The sequence below is a fragment of the Citrobacter sp. S-77 genome, from assembly GCF_963864895.1.
GTDB lineage: Bacteria > Pseudomonadota > Gammaproteobacteria > Enterobacterales > Enterobacteriaceae > Citrobacter > Citrobacter murliniae.
Genome location: NZ_CAWLWU010000002.1, coordinates 2,259,149 through 2,281,581, shown reverse-complemented (window position 1 = coordinate 2,281,581; position 22,433 = coordinate 2,259,149). Strand labels below are relative to the sequence as shown.

Genomic DNA, 22,433 nt, shown 5'->3' with positions numbered 1-22,433 from the left:
CTGAAGGCTAGACTAACGAAAAAGCTGAGTGTATGTGGAGGTGCTGTGGAAGCCATTAGGGGATCTGAAGTTAATGTGCCGGATGCCGTATTTGCCTGGCTGCTGGATGGCCAAGGTGGGGTGAAACCGCTTGATGATAACGATGTTATCGACAGTCAGCATCCCTGTTGGTTGCATCTTAATTATACCCATCCGGATAGCGCGCAATGGCTGGCGACAACGCCGTTACTTCCTAACAATGTGCGTGATGCGCTGGCAGGAGAAAGCATGCGCCCGCGCGTAAGCCGAATGGGCGAAGGCACGTTGATCACGTTGCGCTGTATTAATGGCAGCACCGATGAACGTCCAGACCAGCTTGTCGCGATGCGTGTGTATATGGATGAGCGTCTGATTGTTTCTACACGCCAGCGTAAAGTTTTGGCGCTGGATGATGTGGTCAGCGAGCTGGAGGAAGGGACGGGACCGAATGATTGCGGAGGCTGGTTGGTCGATGTGTGCGATGCCTTGACCGATCATGCCAGCGAATTTATCGAGCAACTGCATGATAAAATCATCGACCTGGAAGACAATTTGCTTGATCAGCAAATCCCGCCACGAGGCTTTCTGGCATTACTGCGTAAGCAACTGATTGTCATGCGTCGCTACATGGCTCCTCAACGCGATGTTTACTCTCGTTTAGCGAGTGACCGTTTACCGTGGATGACCGACGACCAGCGCCGCCGGATGCAGGATATTTCCGACAGACTGGGAAGAGGTCTGGATGAGATAGACGCTTGTATCGCCCGAACCGGCATTATGGCGGATGAAATTGCGCAGGTTATGCAGGAATCGTTGGCTCGCAGAACCTATACCATGTCATTGATGGCAATGGTCTTTCTGCCCAGCACATTTTTAACCGGATTATTCGGCGTTAACCTCGGAGGCATTCCTGGTGGAGGCTGGCAATTTGGCTTCTCGTTGTTTTGTATTCTGTTAGTTGTCCTGATTGGTGGTGTTACTTTATGGTTGCATCGTAGTAAATGGTTGTAACAACAACGTTTTTTAGAGCCTTTCGCAGATGAAAACGCCCATTCTTTTGAGCGAAGTCAATAAACCATCTACCTATTCGGGGCAATATCTCTCTCGCAGGTGAATGCAACGTCAAGCGATGGGCGTTGCGCTCCATATTGTCTTACTTCCTTTTTTGAATTACTGCATAGCACAATTGATTCGTACGACGCCGACTTAGATTAGTCGGCTTTTTTTTGCCTGCAGGAAATCAGCGTCTACCCTAAAAGAGTCAGCCTGATTGACTGGAGGATAATATGACCTGCCTGATTGCATTACTGCAGCTACAAGTCCCAAACGCCGAGTCGTTACCTACCGACCCGGTCCCTGTACCCGATCCGATACCCCGTCCGCAACCGATGCCGGACCCACCACCGGATCAAGAACCGATTAAATTGTCGCATCACAGGCGGAGATCTGCGAGGATACGCGCCTGCTGAATGTGAGTTTTTACCGCGAGATAAAATTGTGACCGCTTTTTCTACCCTGAATGTTTTGCCTGCCGCCCAACTCGAGAATCTCAATGAGCTGGGTTATCTTGAAATGACGCCTGTTCAGGCCGCTGCGCTGCCGGCGATCCTGGCCGGAAAAGATGTTCGCGTGCAGGCAAAAACCGGCAGTGGCAAAACGGCCGCGTTTGGTCTTGGGCTTTTACAGCATATTGATGCCTCTCTTTTCCAGACGCAATCACTGGTCTTGTGCCCGACGCGGGAACTCGCTGACCAGGTGGCTGGTGAGCTTCGTCGTTTAGCGCGTTTTCTGCCCAATACCAAGATCTTAACCTTGTGCGGTGGACAACCCTTTGGTGCGCAGCGCGATTCACTTCAACATGCGCCGCACATCATTGTCGCTACGCCAGGCCGTTTACTTGACCACCTGCAAAAGGGAACTGTCTCTCTGGATGCCCTGAATACGCTGGTCATGGATGAAGCCGATCGTATGCTGGATATGGGCTTTAGCGATGCGATCGATGATGTGATCCGCTTTGCACCACCTTCACGTCAGACGCTGTTGTTTTCAGCAACCTGGCCGGAAGCGATTGCCGCTATCAGTGGTAGGGTGCAGCAAAATCCGTTAACGATCGAGATTGATACAGTTGATGCGTTACCCGCCATCGAACAGCAATTTTTTGAAACTTCTGCGCACGGCAAAATTGCGTTACTGCAAAAATTGCTTAGTCAGCATCAGCCGGCATCATGCGTTGTTTTTTGCAATACCAAAAAAGATTGTCAGTCAGTTTGCGATGCGCTGAACGCGGCAGGACAAAGTGCGCTGTCGTTACATGGCGATCTTGAACAGCGCGATCGTGATCAAACTCTGGTTCGTTTTGCGAACGGAAGCGCTCGCGTACTGGTTGCAACCGATGTTGCTGCGCGAGGCCTCGATATTAAATCACTTGAGCTGGTAGTTAACTTCGAACTGGCATGGGATCCGGAAGTCCATGTACACCGTATCGGACGTACGGCGCGTGCCGGTAACAGCGGGCTGGCTATCAGTTTCTGTGCGCCGGAAGAGGCTCAACGTGCCAATATTCTTTCCGAAATGTTACAGCTGAAGCTGAACTGGCTGCCTGCACCAGGCAATAGCGCAATCGTGCCGCTTGAAGCCGAAATGGCAACGCTGTGTATTGACGGTGGTAAAAAGGCAAAAATGCGTCCAGGAGATGTTTTAGGGGCACTGACCGGAGATATCGGTCTGGATGGCGCTGATATAGGCAAGATTGCCGTTCATCCGGCGCATGTTTATGTCGCCGTTCGCCAGGCCGTAGCGCATAAAGCATGGAAGCAATTGCAAGGCGGTAAAATCAAAGGCAAAACTTGCCGGGTTCGTCTACTGAAATAAATGTCGTGCCGGAGCGCCTGATGGCGCACAGCCTGAAGGCCTACAGACGCTCACGCGATTTGTAGGCCTGATAAAACGAGTCGTAAATTACTTCACTTCCACAACGTTCAGTCGTAACTCATCCAGTTGATTGTCATCTTCTTCTGGCTGCCAGCCGGCGGGTTGCAGCGGGATATCTTCACGATCAAAAGCCAGGTCGCCACCGTCCACGACTTCTGAACCATGTTTAATGCCTTTGAAATCGAAAAGATTGATATCGCTAAGGTGTGAAGGCACAACGTTTTGCATCGCGCTAAACATGGTTTCAATACGCCCAGGGTAACGTTTGTCCCAGTCGCGCAGCATATCGGCGATCACCTGGCGCTGCAGGTTAGGCTGTGAACCGCAAAGGTTACACGGAATAATCGGGTAGCCCTTGGCTTCGGCGAAACGCTCGATGTCTTTTTCTCGGCAGTAGGCTAACGGGCGGATCACGATGTGCTTACCATCATCGCTCATCAGTTTCGGCGGCATGCCTTTCATTTTCCCGCCATAAAACATGTTTAAAAACAACGTTTGCAGAATATCGTCGCGATGGTGCCCCAACGCAATTTTCGTGGCGCCTAATTCTGTTGCAGTGCGGTACAGGATACCGCGACGCAGGCGGGAGCAAAGAGAACAGGTGGTTTTACCTTCAGGAATTTTATCTTTGACGATACCGTAGGTATTCTCTTCGACGATTTTATATTCAACGCCAAGCTGTTCCAGATACTCCGGCAAAACATGCTCCGGGAATCCAGGCTGTTTCTGGTCAAGGTTAACAGCAACCAGAGAAAAACTGATTGGTGCGCTCTGCTGTAAGTTACGCAGAATTTCCAGCATGGTGTAGCTGTCTTTCCCACCGGAAAGGCAAACCATAATACGATCGCCATCTTCTATCATATTGAAGTCGGCAATAGCTTCGCCCACGTTACGGCGCAGACGCTTTTGTAATTTGTTCAGGTTGTATTGTTCTTTCTTGCTAAAATCTTGATTTTGCGACATTTAGTAGAGGCTCAATTCATAGTGTGGCATCAGAAGCGTATGCATCACGCCGGATAGTCCGGCAAAAAGAAGTCTGATATAAAAACTGTGGCGTGTATGGTACGGATAAGCGGGAAAAATGTCAGCACATTTAGGTCAGGAATCGTGGGGTAAAAGGGTGAGAAATGAAAAGCCCGCAGCGATGTGCGGGCCAAACAGCTTAGCGAACAACCAGAACCGAACACTCCGCATGACGTACTACGGCAGCGGCGTTAGAACCCAGCAGGTAAGTGGTGATGTCCGGGCGGTGAGAGGCAATAATCACCATATCTGCCGGTAATTTTTTTGCTATCTCCAGAATTTTGTCTTTTGGTGCACCTTCAGCAACATGCACCTGTACTCTGTCAGTCGGGATATTGAACTTCTTGATAATCTCTTCCAGTTGAGATTTTGCTTCGGCTTTCAGATCGTCCATGGCCGGTAACTCTGCCGAGTAGGCCAGTCCCAGAGAAGCATAATAGGGCAATGACGGAATGACGGTCAAAAAATGAACCTGCGCATCGTCAATTTTTGCCTCAGCTTCAACATGGGCAATAACGCGTTGAGTTAATTCTGAGTCTGAAATATCGATGGGTACAAGAATCGTTCTGTTCATAAAACCTCCTGTTTAAGTATCCATCTAAAGCTTACCGCGTAATGGCACTTTATGTACAATGACAGAGGTCACATTTTGGCATCACTTTATTTTGATTTCAGGAAATTTGCCTTTTATTACTCCATCGTAAAACCGGCCTTTAGACACTACTTTCAGGAAATCGCGAAAAACACGGACTGGGACATGCTGATATTGCAGCGTACCCATCTGGTGAAACCTAATTTCAAGCGTGAAGGAGGATTCGTCATAACCGACGGATGCAATACGAGATGATTTGACGGGGTGATGATTCATTGCGGGCATCCTCTACGACAGCACTTAATGCAATATATCATCTATCAAAGAAACGTTTTAACGCAACAGATATAATGTTTTGATCCAGATAAAACAGAATTACCATAAAAAGAATGGCCCGCTGTTTCCAGCGGGCTGACAAACTTAGAACTGATAAACCAGACCCAGTGCTACAACGTCATCAGTGGTGATACCGTTGTTTGCATAGAAGCTGTCATCTTCGTCCAGCAGGTTGATTTTATAATCAACGTAGGTGGACATATTTTTATTGAAGTAGTAAGTCGCGCCAATGTCAGCGTATTTAACCAGATCTTTGTCACCGTCAGTTGCGTTCAGATCCTGACCTTTAGACATCAGGAAAGAAACTGCCGGACGCAGACCAAAGTCGAACTGGTACTGTGCAGTGACTTCAAAGTTCTGAGTTTTATTAGCGATGGTGTTGCTAGCGTCACCGTTACTGTCGCCGTACGGAGTCATGTTACGGGTTTCAGAGTACATGGTTGCCAGGTAGATGTTGTTGGCATCATATTTCAGACCAGCAGTCCATGCGTCAGCTTTATCGCCGCCAGCAGTAGAGTGGTTGACCTGGTCATTCGTGCGGTCAGAAGAGGTGTATGCCGCACCGAAGCTTACGCCCATACCCAGATCGTAGGTTGAGGAGATACCGAAGCCGTCACCGTTGGAGTTCTTCATGTTACGGTCGCCGCCATTACCCGTACCTTCCTGCTCCGGGGACTGGTTTTCGTTAGCGCCCTGGTACTGCAGTGCAAAGTTCAAGCCGTTTACCAGACCGAAGAAATCAGTGTTGCGGTAGGTTGCAACGCCATTCGCACGACCGGTCATGAAGTTATCAGCTTTGGTGTAAGAGTCGCCACCGAATTCTGGCAGCATATCGGTCCAGCCTTCTACGTCGTACAGTACGCCGTAGTTACGACCGTAGTCGAATGAACCGTAGTCGCCAAATTTCAGACCAGCAAATGCCAGACGAGTGAAGCTGTTGCCATGGTCGCTTTCAGTCGTGTTAGCGTTAACCTGATATTCCCACTGACCGAAACCAACCAGTTGGTCGTTGATCTGAGTTTCACCTTTGAAACCCAGACGCATATAAGTCTGATCGCCATCATTGTTAGCGTCATCAGAGAAATAGTGCAGACCATCTACTTTACCGTAGAGATCTAATTTATTGCCGTCTTTATTATAAACTTCAGCAGCGTGAGCAGCGCCAGCAGCTAACAGGGCAGGAATTACGAGAGCCAATACTTTTCTGTTCATTGAAATAATCCTTTAGTTTTTTTATTTACCTGTGACTACCCATATAGGGAGTAAAAGCATGCTAAAGGAGAAGTTCCGTAAAGAGATAAATATGAATTGTTACGCCTTAAGTAAAACCTTAAGCAAATAATACTACAGAAATGATGATAATTATCGTGAATGTATTGAAGTTAAATATATAAAATTAAAATTATACAAGTCAATTTTGTTGGGATATTCTGCGCAGGTTATATGCCTTTATTGTCACGTTTTATTTTTCGTTGGGGAATTAGTAGAAATATTGATTAGCCAGCGAATAAATTGACAAGCCCGAACAACTGTTCGGGCTTTTTTTTGACTTCAGGCTACTACTGACCTAAACGTTTTAATCGGTACTGCTCTTTTCTGCTTTTCCTGCCAGTTGCGCGAGGAAGTCATAGCGTTTTTGTAAATCAGCCGTAGCATCCTTCCACAGTTGTTCAGCAACTTCAGGCTGCTGAGCGTTAAGACGGCGGAAACGCTGCTCATTCATCAGCGTCTCAGCCAGTGCGTCTGACGGAGGACGAGAGTCAAGAGCCAGCGGCAGTTTCCCTTCATCAGCACGACGCGGATCAAAGCGGTACAGTGGCCAGAATCCGGTCGCTGTGAGCTGACGCATTTGATCGTGGCTCAGCGCAAGATCGTAACCGTGCTCCTCACAAGGACTATACGCAATAATCAGCGACGGGCCCGGGTATGATTCAGCTTCCTGAATAGCTTTCACCGTTTGATTCAACTGCGCGCCTAAAGAGATCTGTGCGACATAAACATGACCGTACATCATCATACTTACGCCGAGATCTTTACGGGCTTTACGCTTACCATGTTCGCCAAATTTGGTGACGGCACCAAGAGGCGTAGCTTTTGACGCTTGCCCACCTGTATTGGAGTAGCACTGGGTATCCAGCACCAGGATATTAACGTTTTCGGTCAGGCTTAAGACGTGATCCAGGCCGCCAAAGCCAATGTCATAGGCCCAGCCATCACCACCAATCAGCCAGATGGATTTCTCAACCAGTGCGTCGGCGTCGGTTAACAATTGCTGTGCACCGTCAACACCTTGTAGATGCTGGCGCAACGCTGCAACCTGTTCACGACGAACCTCAGGTGTAGCTTCAGCGTGCAGGGCCTCATTCAGCTCCGCCGGGATTTTATCAGCAAACTGCTCCAGTAAACGCATTACACGCACACGATGCTGATCCACCGTTAAACGGAAACCCAGACCAAATTCGGCATTATCTTCAAACAGTGAGTTAGCCCACGCCGGTCCCCGACCATTGGCATCGGTGGTATATGGCGTTGAGGGCAGGTTACCGCCGTAAATCGATGAACAACCGGTCGCGTTAGCGATCAGCATGCGATCGCCGTACAGCTGCGTAAGCAATTTAATATACGGTGTTTCACCACAGCCAGAACAGGCTCCGGAATATTCAAACAGTGGGGTAATCAACTGAGAAGTACGAATATCGATACGTTCCAGTTTGCTGCGGTCAATCTCAGGAAGATTGAGGAAGAAGTCATAGTTCACTTTTTCTTCTTCAACATGCTCAAGGCGGGACATCATATTGATGGCCTTGATCTCCGGATTCTGACGATCTTTTGCCGGGCAAACTTCAACGCAAAGATTACAGCCGGTACAGTCTTCTGGCGCGACTTGCAGTACATACTTCTGACCGCGCATATCGCGGGATTTTACATCCAGTGAATGCAGACTGGCAGGGGCATTTTCCAGCGCTTCCGGCGAAACCACCTTGGCACGGATTGCCGAGTGCGGACAGGCGGCAACACAGTGGTTGCACTGGGTGCACAGCTCTTCTTTCCAGATAGGGATCTCTTCGGCGATATTGCGTTTTTCCCAGCGCGTGGTACCCATCGGCCAGGTGCCGTCCGGCGGAAGTGCTGATACGGGCAGGGCATCTCCCAGACCGGCGAGCATAGCGGCGGTCACGGTTTTAACAAAGTCAGGGGCCGCATCAGAAACAACCGGAGGGCGATTGGCGCTGTGAGGGTCTACCGGCTGCAACGCCACTTCGGCGACGGATTCACGTGCCAGCGCCAGCGCCTGCCAGTTACGTTCAACCAGGTCCTGACCTTTGCTGCTGTAGCTTTTCGCGATCGCGCCCTGCAGTTCCGCCAGTGCGCTGTCGCCAGGTAAAATTTGCGTCAAATGGAAGAATGCCATTTGCATGACGGTGTTGATTCGCGCCGCCAGGCCACACTCGCGAGCGATTTTAGCCGCATTAATCACGTAAAAACGTGCTTTCTTCTGATTAAGTACTGCCTGAACTTCCTGCGGCAGGCGCGCCCAGACTTCATCGACACTGTATGGCGTATTGAGCAGGAAAATACCGCCAGGCTTCAGTCGCTCCGCCATTTGATACTTATCAATAAACTGCAGTTGATGGCAGCCAACGAAATCTGCCTGCGAAACCAGATAGGCTGAACGAATAGGTTGCTCGCTGACGCGTAAATGGGAAACTGTCAGACCACCCGCTTTTTTCGAGTCGTAGACGAAGTAACCCTGTGCATACCACGGCGTAGAGTTGCCGATAATTTTGATGTTATTTTTGGTGGCAGACACACTGCCGTCGCTGCCCAGTCCATAAAACAGGGCTTCGAGTTTAGCGGTACCGGGGAGGGTGTTTTCCGGCAGAGGGAGCGACAGATTCGTTACATCATCATAGATGCCGACCGTAAAGCGTGGTTTCGGTTTAGCGTTGTTCAACTCATTAAACACCGCCATTACACAATCCGGGCCAAACTCTTTCGAAGAAAGACCATAGCGACCACCAATAACGCGCGGCAACGTTTCCCGCTCACCGCAGTTAAACGCTTCGGCAAGCGCTGTCATGACATCCAGATACAACGGTTCAGCCTGTGCGCCAGGCTCTTTTGTGCGATCCAGTACAGCGACACTGCGTGCCGTTTCTGGGAGGGCCTGCAGTAAATGTCTGGCAGAGAATGGGCGGAACAGACGCACTTTGAGCACGCCGACTTTTTCGCCGCGAGTAAGTAACTCTTCCACGACTTCTTCGCAGGTTCCAATCGCAGAGCCCATCAAAATAATGACGCGTTCTGCCTGTGGATGACCAAAGTATTCAAACGGCTGGTATTGGCGGCCCGTCGCGGCGGCGAAATCGTTCATCGCCTGCTCGACGTGATCATAGACCGCGTTGTACCACGGGTTAGTGGCTTCACGAGACTGGAAATAGGTATCCGGGTTAGCCGATGTTCCGCGAATAACCGGATGTTCCGGATTAAGTGCACGGGAACGATGGGCATCAATCTCCGCCTGCGGCATAAGTCCGAGGATCGTGTCATCGGCCAGCGGTACAATCTTATTGATTTCATGCGATGTGCGGAAACCATCAAAGAAATGAATAAAAGGAACTCGGCTTTTCAGCGTAGCAATTTGCGAAATCAGCGCAAAATCCTGAGCTTCCTGTACGCTGCTGGCGCACAGCATGGCGCAGCCCGTCTGCCGAACGGCCATTACGTCCGAATGGTCGCCAAAGATAGACAGTGCATGAGTGGCAATGGTGCGGGCAGCAACGTGCAGCACAAATGGCGTCAGCTGACCGGCCAGTTTGTACAACGTCGGGATCATCAGCAACAAACCTTGCGATGAGGTAAACGACGTAGAGAGCGCACCGGTCTGCAATGCACCGTGAACAGTTGCAATAGCACCGCCTTCAGACTGCATTTCCACTACGCGTGGGGTATCCCCCCAGACATTTTTAAGCCCGTTCCCGGCCCAGGCATCAGCCTGTTCTGCCATCGTCGAACTGGGCGTAATCGGGTAGATGGCGATAACCTCGCTGGTACGAAATGCGACCGAAGCAACCGCACCATTACCGTCAATTGTGATCATACTGACACCCTTACATTGCGCAAAAAGGGGACTCGCGAAACAGTTGCGAGTCCTGTAATTATCTTTCTATTTTAGCAAATGCCATCCGGACACATTTTCGCTTTTGTGTCCCTGGAATAAAGAGAATGAATGGTTTGATCAAAGGAGTAGCCAAAAAATTGGCAGGAAATGTAAATGATACGCATAAATGCGCATCTTGCCTCTCGACGTCAGTGTTTCTGCTGCCTATTATTTATGGCTGTGTCGTTTGGTTAATATTCAGAGGGGAGTGAAATGCGCGCAGCGTTTTGGGTAGGGTGTGCCGCGTTATTATTATCGGCTTGCAGCAGTGAACCCGTTCAGCAGGCAACGGCCGCACACGTCGCACCAGGTATGAGAGCAGCAATGTCCAGTTCCGGAGAAGCTAACTGCGCTATGATTGGTGGTTCACTTTCTGTTGCCCGTCAACTGGATGGTTCAGCCATCGGGATGTGTGCATTACCCAACGGCAAACGCTGTAGTGAGCAGTCGCTTGCCGCAGGAAGCTGTGGAAACTACTGAGTTTCCGTATTGACTACATTAAATCAGCCAGTTTATACGTCAGAGTTTGTTCGGCTGTCGCCAGTGTTAGCTGGTTAGCCGTCAAATCGACCTGTGCGCCTTGCTCAAACATCTTGCTGACAATGCCATCGAGCGCGTTCAGCTGTGGGTCGGCGCACATCATGCGGGTCATTGCCAGGTTTTTCACCTTCAGTTCGCCGTCGGACAGTTTGCCCTGACCGGTAAATTGGTTACACATTTTGCCTGACACCGTCATGTTTTCGCCAAAACTTAATTCGGGCTGATTCTTTGCAACGGTTATCGGTTTGCCATTCACACTTTCCAGAACGAAACGGTGGTGCTGTAACTGTTCGCGATTGACGGAAACCTTTCCATTGCTCGCACAGCCAGCCATAAGCATGCTGAGCGCAATCAACGTGACAACTTTCTTCATTGAATTTCTCTACATTCGTGATGTGAATACAATCAGTATAATAATGATATCGCCGGATATATCATCAGGGGTTATCTGAAAATGCTCCCCTGATAGCAGGGGAGCAAAGCGGTCAGAAGAGGGCGTTCGGGCAGGTTTCGCCTTTGGAAATTTGTGCCAGGTTCTGCAACGTTGTTTCAGAGATACTGATCAACGCTTCGGCCGTCAGGAACGCCTGATGCCCGGTAAACAGCACGTTGTGGCAGGCAGACAAGCGGCGGAACACATCATCCTGAATGACATCGTTAGATTTATCTTCAAAGAAGAGATCGCGTTCATTTTCATACACATCCATACCCAAAGAACCAATTTTCTGGTTTTTCAGGGCATCAATAGCCGCCTGTGAGTCGATCAGCGCACCACGACTGGTGTTGACAATCATCACGCCATTCTTCATTTGTTCAAAGGCTTCGTGGTTGAGCAGATGATAATTTTCCGGCGTTAACGGGCAGTGCAGGGAAATGACATCCGACTCCGCAAACAGTGTTTTGAGATCGACATATTCAACGCCTAATTCCAGGGCTGCGGCACTTGGATATGGATCAAAGGCCAGCAGACGCATACCAAAGCCTTTCAGGATCCTCAGTGCGGCAATACCAATTTTACCGGTACCGATCACCCCAGCCGTTTTGCCGTACATAGTGAAGCCGGTCAGCCCTTCAAGAGAAAAGTTGGCATCACGGGTACGCTGATAAGCACGATGAATTCGGCGGTTTAATGTCATCATCATGCCGATCGCATGTTCTGCGACCGCTTCAGGTGAATACGCCGGCACACGAACAACCTGCAGACCCAGCTCTTTGGCCGCATCCAGATCGACGTTGTTAAATCCGGCGCAGCGCAGGGCGATGTACTTCACACCATGGTTTTTCAACTCTTCCAGAACCGGGCGGCTGCCATCGTCGTTAACGAAGATACATACGGCTTCGCAGCCATGGGCTGTTTTGGCCGTCTTTTCCGTAAGCAGAAAGTCAAAGAATTCAAGTTCAAAACCAAAAGCCTCGTTAACCTGCTGCAGGTACTTCTTGTCGTACTGTTTTGTACTATAGATGGCGAGTTTCATAAGACTTTCTCCAGTGATTTTAAAATCACATTAATCCAATTCAAATTATTTTACAAAATCCAAAAAATAATTGATAGTCATAGATATAGTGAATAATTCCAGAGCATCTCTTGTTAGTGTGGGCATGTTAGTCAATTTCAACAACTGACTAATTTTTATCTTCCCAGTGCCTGACAATCTGCGCTCTGTTTACTTTGCTCGTCCACCGCTGCCTGGTTTTCTGTTAGATAGATAGCACAACACTTTTACCAATGAGCAATTGATACATTGAGCAGTGGAATAAGGGACAGGCGCAGATGGTACTTGGTCATACTCGCCATGCGGTTTTTATGATTAAGCATATGATTAGTCAATAATTCTTTGACTCATGCCAGTTCTATAAATATTACGTATATTTAAGGAGCATCTATTCTTAAGGTGGGCATATGTAGCTAAACATGCCACAATACTGGCCTAAACCGGCTTAAATTTTCGCGAAATCAGGACATTAACTACCCATGAAGGGTAAATATAAAGCCGCTCTGGCACTACTCTTATTATTGATCCTCATGCCGCTGACGTTGTTGATGACGCTTGGCCTGTGGGTTCCGACGCTGGCAGGCATTTGGTTGCCCGTCGGTACGCGCATCGCACTGGATGAGAGCCCACGGCTAACCCGGCATGGGCTACATATTCCACAACTCCGTTATCTGGTCGATGACTGCCCGCTGGCGAAAATTACGCAGGCGGATCTGTCACATCCCAGCCGCTGGTTGCTGAACGTCGGGGCTATTGAACTGGATTCAGCCTGTCTGGCCAAACTGCCGCAAACGGAACCTTCTCCCGCCGCACCTAAAACGCTGGCGGAGTGGCAATCCATGTTGCCCAATACCTGGATTAACATCGACAAACTCATCCTTTCTCCGTGGCAGGAGTGGCAGGGCAAGCTGTCACTGTCGTTGACGCCCACCAGCCAACAGCTTCGCTACCAGGGTGACAAAGTCAAATTTCAGGGGCGTCTCCACGGTCAAAATCTGACGGTCAATGAACTTGATGTTGCCGCATTTGAAGATCAGCCGCCGGTGAAACTGGTGGGTGAATTCACGATGCCACTGGTTCCTGACGGCCTGCCGATCAGCGGGCATGTGGTCGCCACTCTCAGCCTGCCGCAGGAACCCTCTCTGGTGGATGCGGAGCTGGAATGGCAGGAAAATCGTGGACAACTGATCGTAGTGGGACGAGGCAATGCCGATCCTCTGCTCGATCTTCCGTGGGAAATCACCCGCCAGCAACTGACTATCAGCGACGGTCGCTGGAACTGGCCTTATCAGGGATTTCCGTTAAGCGGTCGGCTGGGTGTGAAAGTTGAAAACTGGCAGGCTGGCCTGGAAAACGCGGTGGTGAGCGGGCGATTAAATGTTCTGACACAAGGTGATGCAGGTAAAGGTAACGCTGTCCTGACCATCGGCCCTGGCAAACTCGCCATGGATAATAGCGAGATGCCATTACAGTTAACCGGCGAAGCAAAACAGGGCGATCTTATTTTTTATGCGGTGCTACCCGCACAGCTCAGTGGAAGCCTCAATGATCCGCAACTGATTTTTGAACCTGGGGCATTGCTGCGTTCCCGCGGACGCGTTATTGACTCTCTGGATATTGACGAAATTCGCTGGCCACTGGCGGGAGTGAAGGTCACTCAGCGCGGTGTTGATGGTCGATTGCAGGCCATTTTACGTGCCCATGAAAACAAGATGGGGGGATTTGAACTGCATCTTGATGGTCTGGCCAATGATTTCCTCCCTGACGCTGGCCGCTGGCAGTGGCGTTACTGGGGTACAGGGGGATTTACGCCGATGCACGCCCGCTGGGACGTGGCGGGTAAGGGTGAATGGCACGATAACACCCTCAAACTTTTTGACCTTTCTACCGGGTTCGACCAACTGCAATACGGCACGATGAAAGTGGAAACGCCACGTCTGATCATGGATCAACCGATTGTGTGGGTGCGGGACCCGGCAAAACCAACATTCAGCGGCGCGTTGTCACTGGATGCTGGAAAAACCACCTTTACGGGCGGAAGCGTTCTGCCACCATCAACCCTGAAATTCAGTGTTGATGGGACCGATCCGACGGTATTCCAGTTCAAAGGGCAGCTTCATGCAGGGGCAATTGGTCCTGTACAGTTAAACGGGCGCTGGGATGGTGTCCGCCTGCGTGGACAGGCCTGGTGGCCAAAACAATCACTCACTGTTTTCCAGCCGCTGGTTCCTCCTGACTGGAAAATTAACCTGCGCGAAGGGGAACTGTATGCGCAGGTTGCTTTCTCCGCCGCCCCGGAACAGGGCTTTGAGGCGGGCGGTCATGGGGTATTAAAAGGCGGTAGCGCCTGGATGCCCGATAACCAGATCAATGGTGTCGATTTTGTGCTGCCGTTTCGTTTTAGTGAAGGAGCGTGGCAACTGGGCACACGCGGACCGATTTCACTACGTATTGCGGAAGTCGTGAATCAGGTGACAGCGAAAAATATTACCGCCGACCTGCAGGGAGGATATCCCTGGAGCGAAGATAATCCTTTACTGCTCAGCAATGTCAGCGCCGAGTTGTTAGGAGGTAAAGTCATCATGCAGCAATTGCGTATGCCTCAGCACGATCCGGCCTTAGTCCGAGTGCAAAATATCTCTTCCAGCGAACTTATCAGCGCGGTTAATCCCAAACAGTTTGCCATGTCTGGACCGGTCAGCGGCGCGTTGCCTCTGTGGCTGAATAATGAAAAATGGATTATCAAAGACGGCTGGCTTACCAATCCTGGACCAATGACGTTGCGTATCGACAAAGATACTGCGGATGCCGTCGTTAAAGACAACATGGCGGCTGGAGCGGCGATTAACTGGCTGCGCTATATGGAAATAACCCATTCCTGGACGAAAATAAATCTGGATAACCTGGGTGTATTAACGATGCAGGCAACCGTCACTGGCAATAGTCGGGTGGATGGCAAAGTGGGAACGGTGAATTTGAATTACAACCACGAAGAAAACGTATTTACGTTATGGCGCAGTTTGCGTTTTGGCGACAATTTACAGGCATGGCTCGAGCAAAATGCAACGCTGCCAGAAACCCATTGCCCGGAAGGCAAGGAATGTGAGGAACAACCATGAAAACAATAGCTGCCATGCTGGGACTTCTGGCGTCATCTCTGCTGGCGGGGTGTACTCCGCGTATTGAAGTGGCGGCCCCCAAAGAACCCATCACCATCAATATGAACGTCAAAATCGAGCATGAAATCCATATCAAAGTCGATAAAGATGTCGAGAGTTTGCTGAAATCACGCAGTGACTTGTTCTGAGGTGAAGATGAAAAGATCACTTAACGCATTCATTCTTATTTTGAGTTTGCTGAGTGCCAACGCGTTTGCATTAACGCTGGGTGAAGCCCGAACTCAGGGGCGGGTTGGCGAAACGCTTAACGGCTATCTCGTGGCATTGAAAACCGATGCTGAAACCCAGACGCTGGTGAGTGAAGTGAATAAAGCTCGCAATGCCAGCTATCAGCAACTTGCTGAAAGTAACAACATCCCGGTTGATGAAGTGGCAAAGATGGCTGGACAGAAACTGGTTGCTCGTGCCAAACCGGGCGAATACGTGCAGGGCATTAACGGTAAATGGTTGAAAAAATAATCGCCCGTCTGTTCAGAGGATCCGGTTTTACTTTAACCAACAAGCGTATTTGACGGGCAATGATCCATTGCTCCACTATAATCAAACCGACAAATTATCAAGGAGTGATGATGACGCTTTATCAGATAAAGCCTGCCTTTCAGGCGCTTTTACGCCCGGTAATGTTCTGGCTATACAAAAAAAACGTTACTGCTAATCACGTCACACTTGCAGCGATGGTGCTTTCTTTTGTGACAGGAGCGGTACTGTTTCTTTTCCCTCAACCTGAATTATTTGTTCTCCTGCCGATCGTGCTGTTTGTGCGGATGGCGCTCAATGCGCTGGACGGGATGCTGGCACGTGAGTGCAATCAAAAGTCACGTCTGGGCGCCATTCTCAATGAGACCGGGGATATTCTTTCAGACCTTGCGCTTTATCTACCCTTTATGTTGCTCCCGGCCAGCAATGTACTGTTGGTGATAGTGATGCTGTTCTGCGCAGTGATGACGGAATTTTGCGGCGTGCTGGCACAAACTATCAATGGAGTGCGCAGCTATGCCGGGCCGCTGGGCAAAAGCGACAGAGCGCTGGTGTTCGGCGCATGGGGACTGGCGTTGACGCTATGGCCTCAACTTGTACAGTGGAATAACGCCGTCTGGGGTGTTGCAACGCTGTTGCTGTTATGGACGGCGATCAACCGCTGTAAGAGTGCATTACGCGATGAGGTGGTGGAATGATGCTGCTGGAAAAGTCGCTTGCCGTTATTTTTTCTCTGCTACTTATTGCGACACTGATCAACGGATTACTTGTATGGCTACGTCCAGGTAAAGACTGGCGGGAACTGACGCTGCGTATTCGCACCTGGTGGGTGATCATTATTCTGTTTTCGCTGGCTATCTTAAGCCCCCACTGGCTGGCGTTGACTTTTTTTGCGCTGGTAAGCTTTATGGCGTTAAAGGAATTTTTAACACTGGCACCATCGCGCCATACCGATCGCATGCCGCTGTTGTGGATGTTTATTGCTATCCCTGTTAACTACTGGCTGATAGGCATCAACTGGTACGGCATGTTTGTGGTGTTTATCCCGGTGTATGCTTTTTTATTCTTACCCGTACGGATGGTGATTGCTGGCGACACACAGGGATTTCTGCGTTTTGCCTCACAGCATCACTGGTGCCTGATGACTACCGTGTTTGCATTCAGTCACGTTGCGTTCCTGCTGGTGCTGCCCGCTGACGGTATGCAAACAGGAGCACTGCTGGTGCTTTTCCTCGTGGGCTTAACGGAATTCAACGACATTGCGCAGTACCTGTGGGGAAAATCGATTGGCCGCATCAAAGTGATGCCTAAAGTCAGCCCTAATAAAACCCTGGCGGGACTGATCGGTGGTGTAGCAACCACTACGCTCGCAGCAGCACTACTGGGACCACTAATGACGCCGCTAAGCGTACCTTTATCGCTGCTGGCGGGGTGCATTATCGGTGTCACTGGTTTTTGTGGGGACGTTGTGATGTCGGCTATTAAGCGGGATATCGGGGTGAAAGACAGCGGCACGCTGTTACCCGGTCACGGCGGCATCCTCGACAGGCTCGATTCCCTGATCTTCACCGCCCCCGTGTTTTTCCATTTCATTCGCTATTTTTGCTACTAACTTATGATGAGCTCATTTCTGCGAACGCTGTTTACATTGTGCATCGTCTGGCCGGTTATTTGGCTATGGCTTGGGCTGCGCGTCAGACACCGGGAGCGCTTGCCAACTCGTGGCCCGGCTATCGTGGTAGCAAATCACAACAGTCATATGGATGTTTTCGCGCTGCTTTCACTATTTCCGCTCCGCCGCCAGGCATCTGTTCATCCGGTGGCCGCCGCTGATTATTTTTTGCGTAATAAAGCGATGGCCTGGTTCGCTCTCAATATTCTCAACATTATTCCCATTTCACGTAAGGGCGGTGAAGCTAACCCACTGGCACAGTGCGAACAGGCATTACGTGAAGGTAAGATCCTGATCCTTTTTCCAGAAGGTACGCGTGGCGAACCAGGAAAGCTTTCACCGCTAAAATCAGGGTTGTGGCATCTGAGTCAGCGTGCGCCGGAAGTCCCAATTATTCCCGTCTGGCTGCGCGGTACGGAGCACGTCATGGCGAAGGGGAATCGCATTCCTCTGCCGCTATTTATTGACGTCAATATTGGTGAGACGTTGCGCTTTCAGAGCGACAAACGCGTCTTGATGGATGATCTCAAACAGCAGCTTTTGCAGCTACAGCAACAAACGACAGGAAAGCCTCCTCATGACTGACATGCGAGCGCCAGACGAACGATGGTTTTTGACCAGTGACAACACCGGGTTGTTTTATCGCCACTGGCCGGCATTATCGGCAGGCCCTGTTTCAAAAGTAATTGTTCTGTTTCACCGTGGACACGAACATTCCGGGCGTCTGCAGCACATCGTTGATGAGCTGGCGATGCCGGATACCGCATTCTATGCCTGGGACGCACGAGGTCACGGACACTCTCCGGGACAGCGTGGCTATAGCCCGTCGCTGGCACGTTCGGTGCAGGATGTCGAAGAGTTCGTGCGTTTTGCCGCTGCGGACAGTCAGGCCGCAATGGAAGATGTGGTGGTGGTAGCACAAAGCGTTGGCGCGGTATTAGCCGCAACCTGGGTTCATGACTATGCGCCAGACATTCGTGGACTGGTATTGGCGTCTCCGGCGTTTAAAGTCAAATTGTATGTGCCATTTGCCCGCCCAGGGCTGGCGTTAATGCATCGCCTGCGTGGCCTGTTTTTTGTTAACTCCTACGTTAAAGGGAAGTATCTGACGCACGATCCCGAACGCGTGGCAAGCTTCAATCAGGATACGCAAATCACCCGGGCAATCGCGGTGAACATTCTGCTGGATCTCTACAGGACGGCAGAGCGAATAGTCAGCGATGCCGCCGCCATTACGTTACCGGTGCAGTTGCTTGTTTCAGGGGACGATTTTGTTGTGCATCGTCAGCCACAGATCGATTTTTACCAGCGTCTGCGGAACCCACTTAAGGAACTGCACGTGTTGCCGGGGTTTTATCACGATACGCTGGGGGAGAAAGACCGACATCTGGCGTTCGACAAAATGCGTAATTTTATTGATACGTTATACGCGAAACAACCCCAGCATTTTGATTACAGCAATGAGGATCGCTGGAGTCCTGGGGCCGATAGCTGGCGGATGTTAAACGGGGGACCGGCTCCTTATTCTCTCGATGATATTGCCTATCGTGGTTTGCGCTACGGGATGAAACTACTGGGAACACAATCGACAGGTGTTCGCCTTGGATTTGAAACCGGTTTTGACTCGGGCAGTACGCTTGATTATGTCTATCGTAACCAGCCTCAGGGCAGCAGTGCGCTGGGGCGTTTAATTGATAAGAACTACCTGAATAGCGTCGGCTGGAAAGGGATACGCCAGCGTAAGATCCATTTGCAGATGCTGATTCGTCAGGCTGTTGCGCGGCTCGCAGAGCAGGGCACACCCGTTAATGTGGTCGATATCGCTGCCGGACACGGGCGCTATGTACTTGATGCGCTCGAAGGTGAAACGGCGGTGAACGCGATCTTATTGCGTGATTACAGCGATCTGAATGTGAATAAAGGAAGGGAAATGATCGCCAGCAGAGGAATGGCTGACATCGCCCGTTTCGAGCAAGGCGATGCCTTCAATCGCCAACAGCTGGCATCTCTCGACCCCCGTCCTACACTGGGGATCGTCTCTGGCCTGTACGAGCTTTTCCCCGAAAATTCGCTGGTACAGAATTCTCTGGCCGGACTGGCGGATGCAATAGCGCCGGGTGGTGTACTGATTTACACCGGACAGCCCTGGCATCCACAGCTAAAAACCATCGCATGGTCACTCACCAGCCATAAAGATGGCAAAGCGTGGGTGATGCGCGTGCGCACACAGGGTGAAATGGATGCGCTGGTGCGTGATGCGGGGTTTGATAAGTGCGCGCAGTTGATTGATGAGTGGGGCATTTTCACCGTTTCCATGGCGGTGCGCCGTGGTACCTGAACGTCGTAAGGTTATAGTCCAGGCGATAGGCTGGTTATTGCTACTGGCTCCATTTTTCTTCCTCACTTACGGTAAGGTCAATCAGTTTACCGCCTGGCAGGATGCTCAGTACCATAACGTCGGAAGTCTCGTGTTTAGCTGGGAGTCCGCTATTCCCTTCATTCCGTGGACTATTCTTCCTTACTGGAGCCTGGATCTGTTCTACGGGTTATCGCTGTTTGTCTGTACTACACGTTTCGAACAACGAAGGCTGGTACTGCGTCTGGTACTGGCATCGGTTATCGCCTGCGGCGGTTTTTTGCTGTTTCCGCTCCAGTTTAGCTTTACCCGCCCCGAGGTTAGCGGTGCAGCAGGGTGGTTATTTTCTCAGCTCGAGCAGTTCGACTTGCCCTACAACCAGTCTCCATCGTTGCACATTATCCTCTGCTGGCTGCTGTGGCGGCATTTCAGTCGCTACCTTTCTGGTGGTTGGCGCAGGCTGTGCGACGGCTGGTTTTTGCTGATTGCCGTTTCCGTACTGACCACCTGGCAGCACCATTTTATCGATATCATTACCGGACTGGCGGCAGGAATGCTAATTGACTGGATGGTGCCGGAACAACGTCGCTGGCACTGGCAAAAACCGGATACGGTACGTTTGAAGCTGATGCGTCGTTATTTGTTGGGGGCAGCCATATGTTTTATCGCCGGAGCGCTGATAACGCCCTGTTTACTGTGGCCAGCATTATCGTTGTTGATAGTCGGGTATGGCTATGGCGGATTTGGCACAGCAGCCGCAGGTAAAGATCAACTGGGACGGCTGTCGCCCCCCGTGTACTGGCTGTTACTTCCTTGGCGCGTAGGGATGTGGCTGTCGATGCGCTGGTTTACCCGCCGCCTGCCAGCGGTGAGCTGTATTGCTGAGGGGGTCTATCTCGGCAGCTTTCCACGCCGGATCCCCGCGCAAAACGCAGTGCTGGACATGACCTTTGAGTTTCCGCGTGGACGCGCCACCGCGTCACGAGCCTATGCTTGTGTACCGATGTTGGATCTGGTTATTCCCAACAAAGCAGAACTGCAACAGGCTGTGGAACGACTGGAGATACTGCGTCAGGAGCAGGGGACTGTACTGGTTCACTGTGCATTGGGACTGTCGCGCAGTGCGATGACCGTCGCGGCGTGGCTTTTGCATTATGGTCATCAGGCGACAGTAGAGCAGGCGGTAGCACATATTCGTCAGCGTCGTCCACAGGTGGTACTGACAGATAAACATCTGGAGATGCTGGAACAATGGCAACAGAAAGTGACAACGTAACACAAAGCGACGGTATTCAGCGTGATTTGCTGGGGCACACTCTGGCAAGCTGGCGTTTTATCCTGCTTTTTTCCCTCCCGCCGATGGTGTGGGTCATCTTCACGGCTCCATCAGGTATCTCTCGCGCCATCGTTGCGCTGTTGTGCGCTATCGTCTGGTTTGGTTGCTGGAGAGTGTGGCTTGATGGTCGCTATTTTTCGCTCATTAATGCGCAGAACAACGAGCTGGCCGGAGAGGTTCTTGGCGTTATATGGCGGCGTGAAAGGTTAAAGACGCTCACACTGGCCGAACGTCAGTCAGGCGCACTAAAACAGTGTCGCCAGACGTTTTACATGGTTGCCATTCTGTGGGCTTTCTGGCTGATGCTACTGATTTAGTTTTCACCTGAGCTATTCATCCACAGCGCAATAGTTGCCAAACGGAACTGTACTGATGCTGATATATTTCATCACCGGTTGCGTCCTGGAGTTAACTTATGTGGCTTTTCAAGTGGTATGTCTGGAATCGTTGGGTATTCAAACATTTAAGCAGGGATGTTGCGGAGCCGGAGCAGTTTTTACTCCATTGCTGGGAAGAGAATCTGGCAAAGTGCAGGGATTACTCACTCATCTGGCGTGACATCAATCGTATTCACGGAAAGCAGACAAAGAGATAGGAGTCTATCCCGTCAGGCTCTGAGTGCCGGTTAAAAACCCTCCCACCGGACGGTGAGAGGGGAAATTATCAGGCAGCAACCACGCTATCAATCGCCGCTTTTGCATCAGATTGTGCTTTCGATGCCACTTCCGGACCGTAGGCAATACCTTCAGCGAAGACAACGTTCACGTCGGTGATGCCGATAAAGCCCAGGAAAACATTCAGGTACGGAGTGATCAGATCGGTTGGTGTATCTTTATGGATACCGCCACGGCTACTCAGAACGATAGCACGTTTACCTGTTACCAGACCTTCAGGTCCTTTCTCGGTATAACGGAAAGTTACCCCGGCGCGGGCAATCAGGTCGAAGTAGTTTTTCAACTGCGTCGGGATGTTGAAGTTATACATTGGGGCGGCGATCACAATGACGTCATGCGCTTTCAGTTCAGCAATCAACTCATCAGACAGCGCCAGCGCTTCTTGTTGACGTGGAGTCAATGGCGCATCGCTCGGGCGCAGAGCACCCACCAGTTCGCCATCCAGTACCGGAACAGGATTTGCAGCCAGGTCACGAACCGTGATCTCGTCAGCAGGGTGTTTTTCACGCCACTGTTCAACAAAATAATCAGACAACTGACCAGACTGAGAGTACCCTGCCAGAATACTGGATTTAAGAACTAATACCTTGCTCATGGGTGATTCCTTATATGTGTTTGAAGGGGATGTGCCCCGTTGCTTATTGA

21 protein-coding genes are annotated in these 22,433 nt (G+C 50.6%); 13 read left to right on the top strand and 8 right to left on the bottom strand.

What is annotated here, in order from left to right:
- Positions 1 to 45: 45 nt before the first annotated feature.
- From zntB to dbpA, 3 genes are all read left to right on the top strand, one after another.
- Positions 46 to 1,029 (top strand): zinc transporter ZntB, encoded by a 984-nt coding sequence (gene zntB / locus AACS05_RS11390; protein ID WP_045442872.1) that lies wholly within the window; start codon positions 46 to 48, stop codon positions 1,027 to 1,029.
- A gap of 275 nt (positions 1,030 to 1,304) precedes the next feature.
- Complete coding sequence (gene ynaL / locus AACS05_RS11385; RefSeq protein WP_071828929.1) at positions 1,305 to 1,487, top strand: proline-rich small protein YnaL; 183 nt, start codon at positions 1,305 to 1,307, stop codon at positions 1,485 to 1,487.
- A 28-nt stretch (positions 1,488 to 1,515) separates the two neighbouring features.
- Positions 1,516 to 2,889 carry an ATP-dependent RNA helicase DbpA gene (gene dbpA, locus AACS05_RS11380; RefSeq protein ID WP_045442869.1) on the top strand — a complete coding sequence of 458 codons (1,374 nt, stop codon included), beginning with the start codon at positions 1,516 to 1,518 and terminating at the stop codon, positions 2,887 to 2,889.
- A gap of 87 nt (positions 2,890 to 2,976) precedes the next feature.
- Here dbpA and ttcA read toward each other — a convergent pair whose 3' ends face one another.
- The 5 genes from ttcA to nifJ all read right to left on the bottom strand — a co-directional run bounded on the left by ttcA (position 2,977) and on the right by nifJ (position 10,001).
- Positions 2,977 to 3,912 carry a tRNA 2-thiocytidine(32) synthetase TtcA gene (gene ttcA / locus AACS05_RS11375; protein WP_045442865.1) on the bottom strand — a complete coding sequence of 312 codons (936 nt, stop codon included), beginning with the start codon at positions 3,910 to 3,912 and terminating at the stop codon, positions 2,977 to 2,979.
- Between the two features lie 199 nt (positions 3,913 to 4,111).
- Positions 4,112 to 4,546 carry a universal stress protein UspF gene (gene uspF, locus AACS05_RS11370; protein ID WP_045442862.1) on the bottom strand — a complete coding sequence of 145 codons (435 nt, stop codon included), beginning with the start codon at positions 4,544 to 4,546 and terminating at the stop codon, positions 4,112 to 4,114.
- Positions 4,547 to 4,627: 81 nt separating this feature from the next.
- Entirely contained in the window at positions 4,628 to 4,840 is a 213-nt protein-coding gene (locus tag AACS05_RS11365; protein WP_071828928.1) for a KTSC domain-containing protein, read from the bottom strand.
- 144 nt (positions 4,841 to 4,984) lie between these two features.
- The gene (gene ompC / locus AACS05_RS11360) at positions 4,985 to 6,112 is read right to left on the bottom strand and encodes a porin OmpC (protein WP_045442858.1); all 1,128 of its coding nucleotides are present in this window, start codon (positions 6,110 to 6,112) and stop codon (positions 4,985 to 4,987) included.
- A gap of 364 nt (positions 6,113 to 6,476) precedes the next feature.
- Complete coding sequence (nifJ, locus tag AACS05_RS11355; protein WP_045442856.1) at positions 6,477 to 10,001, bottom strand: pyruvate:ferredoxin (flavodoxin) oxidoreductase; 3,525 nt, start codon at positions 9,999 to 10,001, stop codon at positions 6,477 to 6,479.
- A gap of 273 nt (positions 10,002 to 10,274) precedes the next feature.
- Between nifJ and AACS05_RS11350 the strand changes: the two genes are divergently transcribed.
- A complete protein-coding gene (locus AACS05_RS11350) occupies positions 10,275 to 10,541 on the top strand; it encodes a putative hemolysin (protein WP_045442854.1) in 267 nt (88 codons plus the stop codon).
- A 13-nt stretch (positions 10,542 to 10,554) separates the two neighbouring features.
- Here the strand turns inward: AACS05_RS11350 and hslJ are convergent, their stop codons facing one another.
- Positions 10,555 to 10,974: a heat shock protein HslJ gene (hslJ, locus tag AACS05_RS11345; protein WP_045442852.1), complete on the bottom strand. Its 420-nt coding sequence runs from the start codon at positions 10,972 to 10,974 to the stop codon at positions 10,555 to 10,557.
- A gap of 112 nt (positions 10,975 to 11,086) precedes the next feature.
- Positions 11,087 to 12,076, bottom strand: a complete 990-nt coding sequence (locus AACS05_RS11340; RefSeq protein WP_045442849.1) for a 2-hydroxyacid dehydrogenase — start codon at positions 12,074 to 12,076, stop codon at positions 11,087 to 11,089.
- A 497-nt stretch (positions 12,077 to 12,573) separates the two neighbouring features.
- Between AACS05_RS11340 and AACS05_RS11335 the strand changes: the two genes are divergently transcribed.
- From AACS05_RS11335 to AACS05_RS11295, 9 genes are all read left to right on the top strand, one after another.
- Positions 12,574 to 15,213: a YdbH family protein gene (locus AACS05_RS11335; protein ID WP_045442847.1), complete on the top strand. Its 2,640-nt coding sequence runs from the start codon at positions 12,574 to 12,576 to the stop codon at positions 15,211 to 15,213.
- Positions 15,210 to 15,401: a YnbE family lipoprotein gene (locus AACS05_RS11330; protein ID WP_045442846.1), complete on the top strand. Its 192-nt coding sequence runs from the start codon at positions 15,210 to 15,212 to the stop codon at positions 15,399 to 15,401. Before AACS05_RS11335 ends, AACS05_RS11330 begins: the two co-directional genes overlap by 4 nt.
- A 7-nt stretch (positions 15,402 to 15,408) precedes the next feature.
- Complete coding sequence (locus AACS05_RS11325; protein ID WP_045442844.1) at positions 15,409 to 15,732, top strand: YdbL family protein; 324 nt, start codon at positions 15,409 to 15,411, stop codon at positions 15,730 to 15,732.
- Between the two features lie 110 nt (positions 15,733 to 15,842).
- Positions 15,843 to 16,448, top strand: a complete 606-nt coding sequence (locus tag AACS05_RS11320) for a CDP-alcohol phosphatidyltransferase family protein (protein WP_045442841.1) — start codon at positions 15,843 to 15,845, stop codon at positions 16,446 to 16,448.
- Positions 16,445 to 17,362: a phosphatidate cytidylyltransferase gene (locus tag AACS05_RS11315; RefSeq protein WP_045442839.1), complete on the top strand. Its 918-nt coding sequence runs from the start codon at positions 16,445 to 16,447 to the stop codon at positions 17,360 to 17,362. The genes AACS05_RS11320 and AACS05_RS11315 overlap by 4 nt, the downstream gene beginning before the upstream one ends.
- Positions 17,363 to 17,365: 3 nt before the next feature.
- Positions 17,366 to 18,007 carry a lysophospholipid acyltransferase family protein gene (locus tag AACS05_RS11310; protein ID WP_045442837.1) on the top strand — a complete coding sequence of 214 codons (642 nt, stop codon included), beginning with the start codon at positions 17,366 to 17,368 and terminating at the stop codon, positions 18,005 to 18,007.
- Positions 18,000 to 19,760, top strand: coding sequence for a bifunctional alpha/beta hydrolase/class I SAM-dependent methyltransferase (locus AACS05_RS11305; RefSeq protein ID WP_045442835.1), 1,761 nt, complete (start codon positions 18,000 to 18,002; stop codon positions 19,758 to 19,760). Before AACS05_RS11310 ends, AACS05_RS11305 begins: the two co-directional genes overlap by 8 nt.
- A complete protein-coding gene (locus tag AACS05_RS11300) occupies positions 19,750 to 21,054 on the top strand; it encodes a phosphatase PAP2/dual specificity phosphatase family protein (RefSeq protein ID WP_045442833.1) in 1,305 nt (434 codons plus the stop codon). The genes AACS05_RS11305 and AACS05_RS11300 overlap by 11 nt, the downstream gene beginning before the upstream one ends.
- The gene (locus tag AACS05_RS11295) at positions 21,030 to 21,431 is read left to right on the top strand and encodes a hypothetical protein (RefSeq protein WP_045442831.1); all 402 of its coding nucleotides are present in this window, start codon (positions 21,030 to 21,032) and stop codon (positions 21,429 to 21,431) included. The genes AACS05_RS11300 and AACS05_RS11295 overlap by 25 nt, the downstream gene beginning before the upstream one ends.
- Before the next feature lie 346 nt (positions 21,432 to 21,777).
- On the opposite strand, the gene azoR is transcribed toward AACS05_RS11295, so the two are convergent.
- Entirely contained in the window at positions 21,778 to 22,383 is a 606-nt protein-coding gene (gene azoR / locus AACS05_RS11285; protein WP_045442827.1) for an FMN-dependent NADH-azoreductase, read from the bottom strand.
- Positions 22,384 to 22,433 lie beyond the last annotated feature (50 nt).

Coding starts and splice junctions, on each gene's coding strand:
- AACS05_RS11295 (WP_045442831.1), top strand. CDS start 21,030: ATGGCAACAGAAAGTGACAACGTAACACAAAGCGACGGTATTCAGCGT.
- AACS05_RS11365 (WP_071828928.1), bottom strand. CDS start 4,840: ATGAATCATCACCCCGTCAAATCATCTCGTATTGCATCCGTCGGTTAT.
- AACS05_RS11325 (WP_045442844.1), top strand. CDS start 15,409: ATGAAAAGATCACTTAACGCATTCATTCTTATTTTGAGTTTGCTGAGT.
- AACS05_RS11310 (WP_045442837.1), top strand. CDS start 17,366: ATGATGAGCTCATTTCTGCGAACGCTGTTTACATTGTGCATCGTCTGG.
- AACS05_RS11305 (WP_045442835.1), top strand. CDS start 18,000: ATGACTGACATGCGAGCGCCAGACGAACGATGGTTTTTGACCAGTGAC.
- ynaL (WP_071828929.1), top strand. CDS start 1,305: ATGACCTGCCTGATTGCATTACTGCAGCTACAAGTCCCAAACGCCGAG.
- azoR (WP_045442827.1), bottom strand. CDS start 22,383: ATGAGCAAGGTATTAGTTCTTAAATCCAGTATTCTGGCAGGGTACTCT.
- AACS05_RS11320 (WP_045442841.1), top strand. CDS start 15,843: ATGACGCTTTATCAGATAAAGCCTGCCTTTCAGGCGCTTTTACGCCCG.
- uspF (WP_045442862.1), bottom strand. CDS start 4,546: ATGAACAGAACGATTCTTGTACCCATCGATATTTCAGACTCAGAATTA.
- nifJ (WP_045442856.1), bottom strand. CDS start 10,001: ATGATCACAATTGACGGTAATGGTGCGGTTGCTTCGGTCGCATTTCGT.
- AACS05_RS11340 (WP_045442849.1), bottom strand. CDS start 12,076: ATGAAACTCGCCATCTATAGTACAAAACAGTACGACAAGAAGTACCTG.
- AACS05_RS11315 (WP_045442839.1), top strand. CDS start 16,445: ATGATGCTGCTGGAAAAGTCGCTTGCCGTTATTTTTTCTCTGCTACTT.
- ttcA (WP_045442865.1), bottom strand. CDS start 3,912: ATGTCGCAAAATCAAGATTTTAGCAAGAAAGAACAATACAACCTGAAC.
- AACS05_RS11350 (WP_045442854.1), top strand. CDS start 10,275: ATGCGCGCAGCGTTTTGGGTAGGGTGTGCCGCGTTATTATTATCGGCT.
- hslJ (WP_045442852.1), bottom strand. CDS start 10,974: ATGAAGAAAGTTGTCACGTTGATTGCGCTCAGCATGCTTATGGCTGGC.
- AACS05_RS11335 (WP_045442847.1), top strand. CDS start 12,574: ATGAAGGGTAAATATAAAGCCGCTCTGGCACTACTCTTATTATTGATC.
- ompC (WP_045442858.1), bottom strand. CDS start 6,112: ATGAACAGAAAAGTATTGGCTCTCGTAATTCCTGCCCTGTTAGCTGCT.
- AACS05_RS11330 (WP_045442846.1), top strand. CDS start 15,210: ATGAAAACAATAGCTGCCATGCTGGGACTTCTGGCGTCATCTCTGCTG.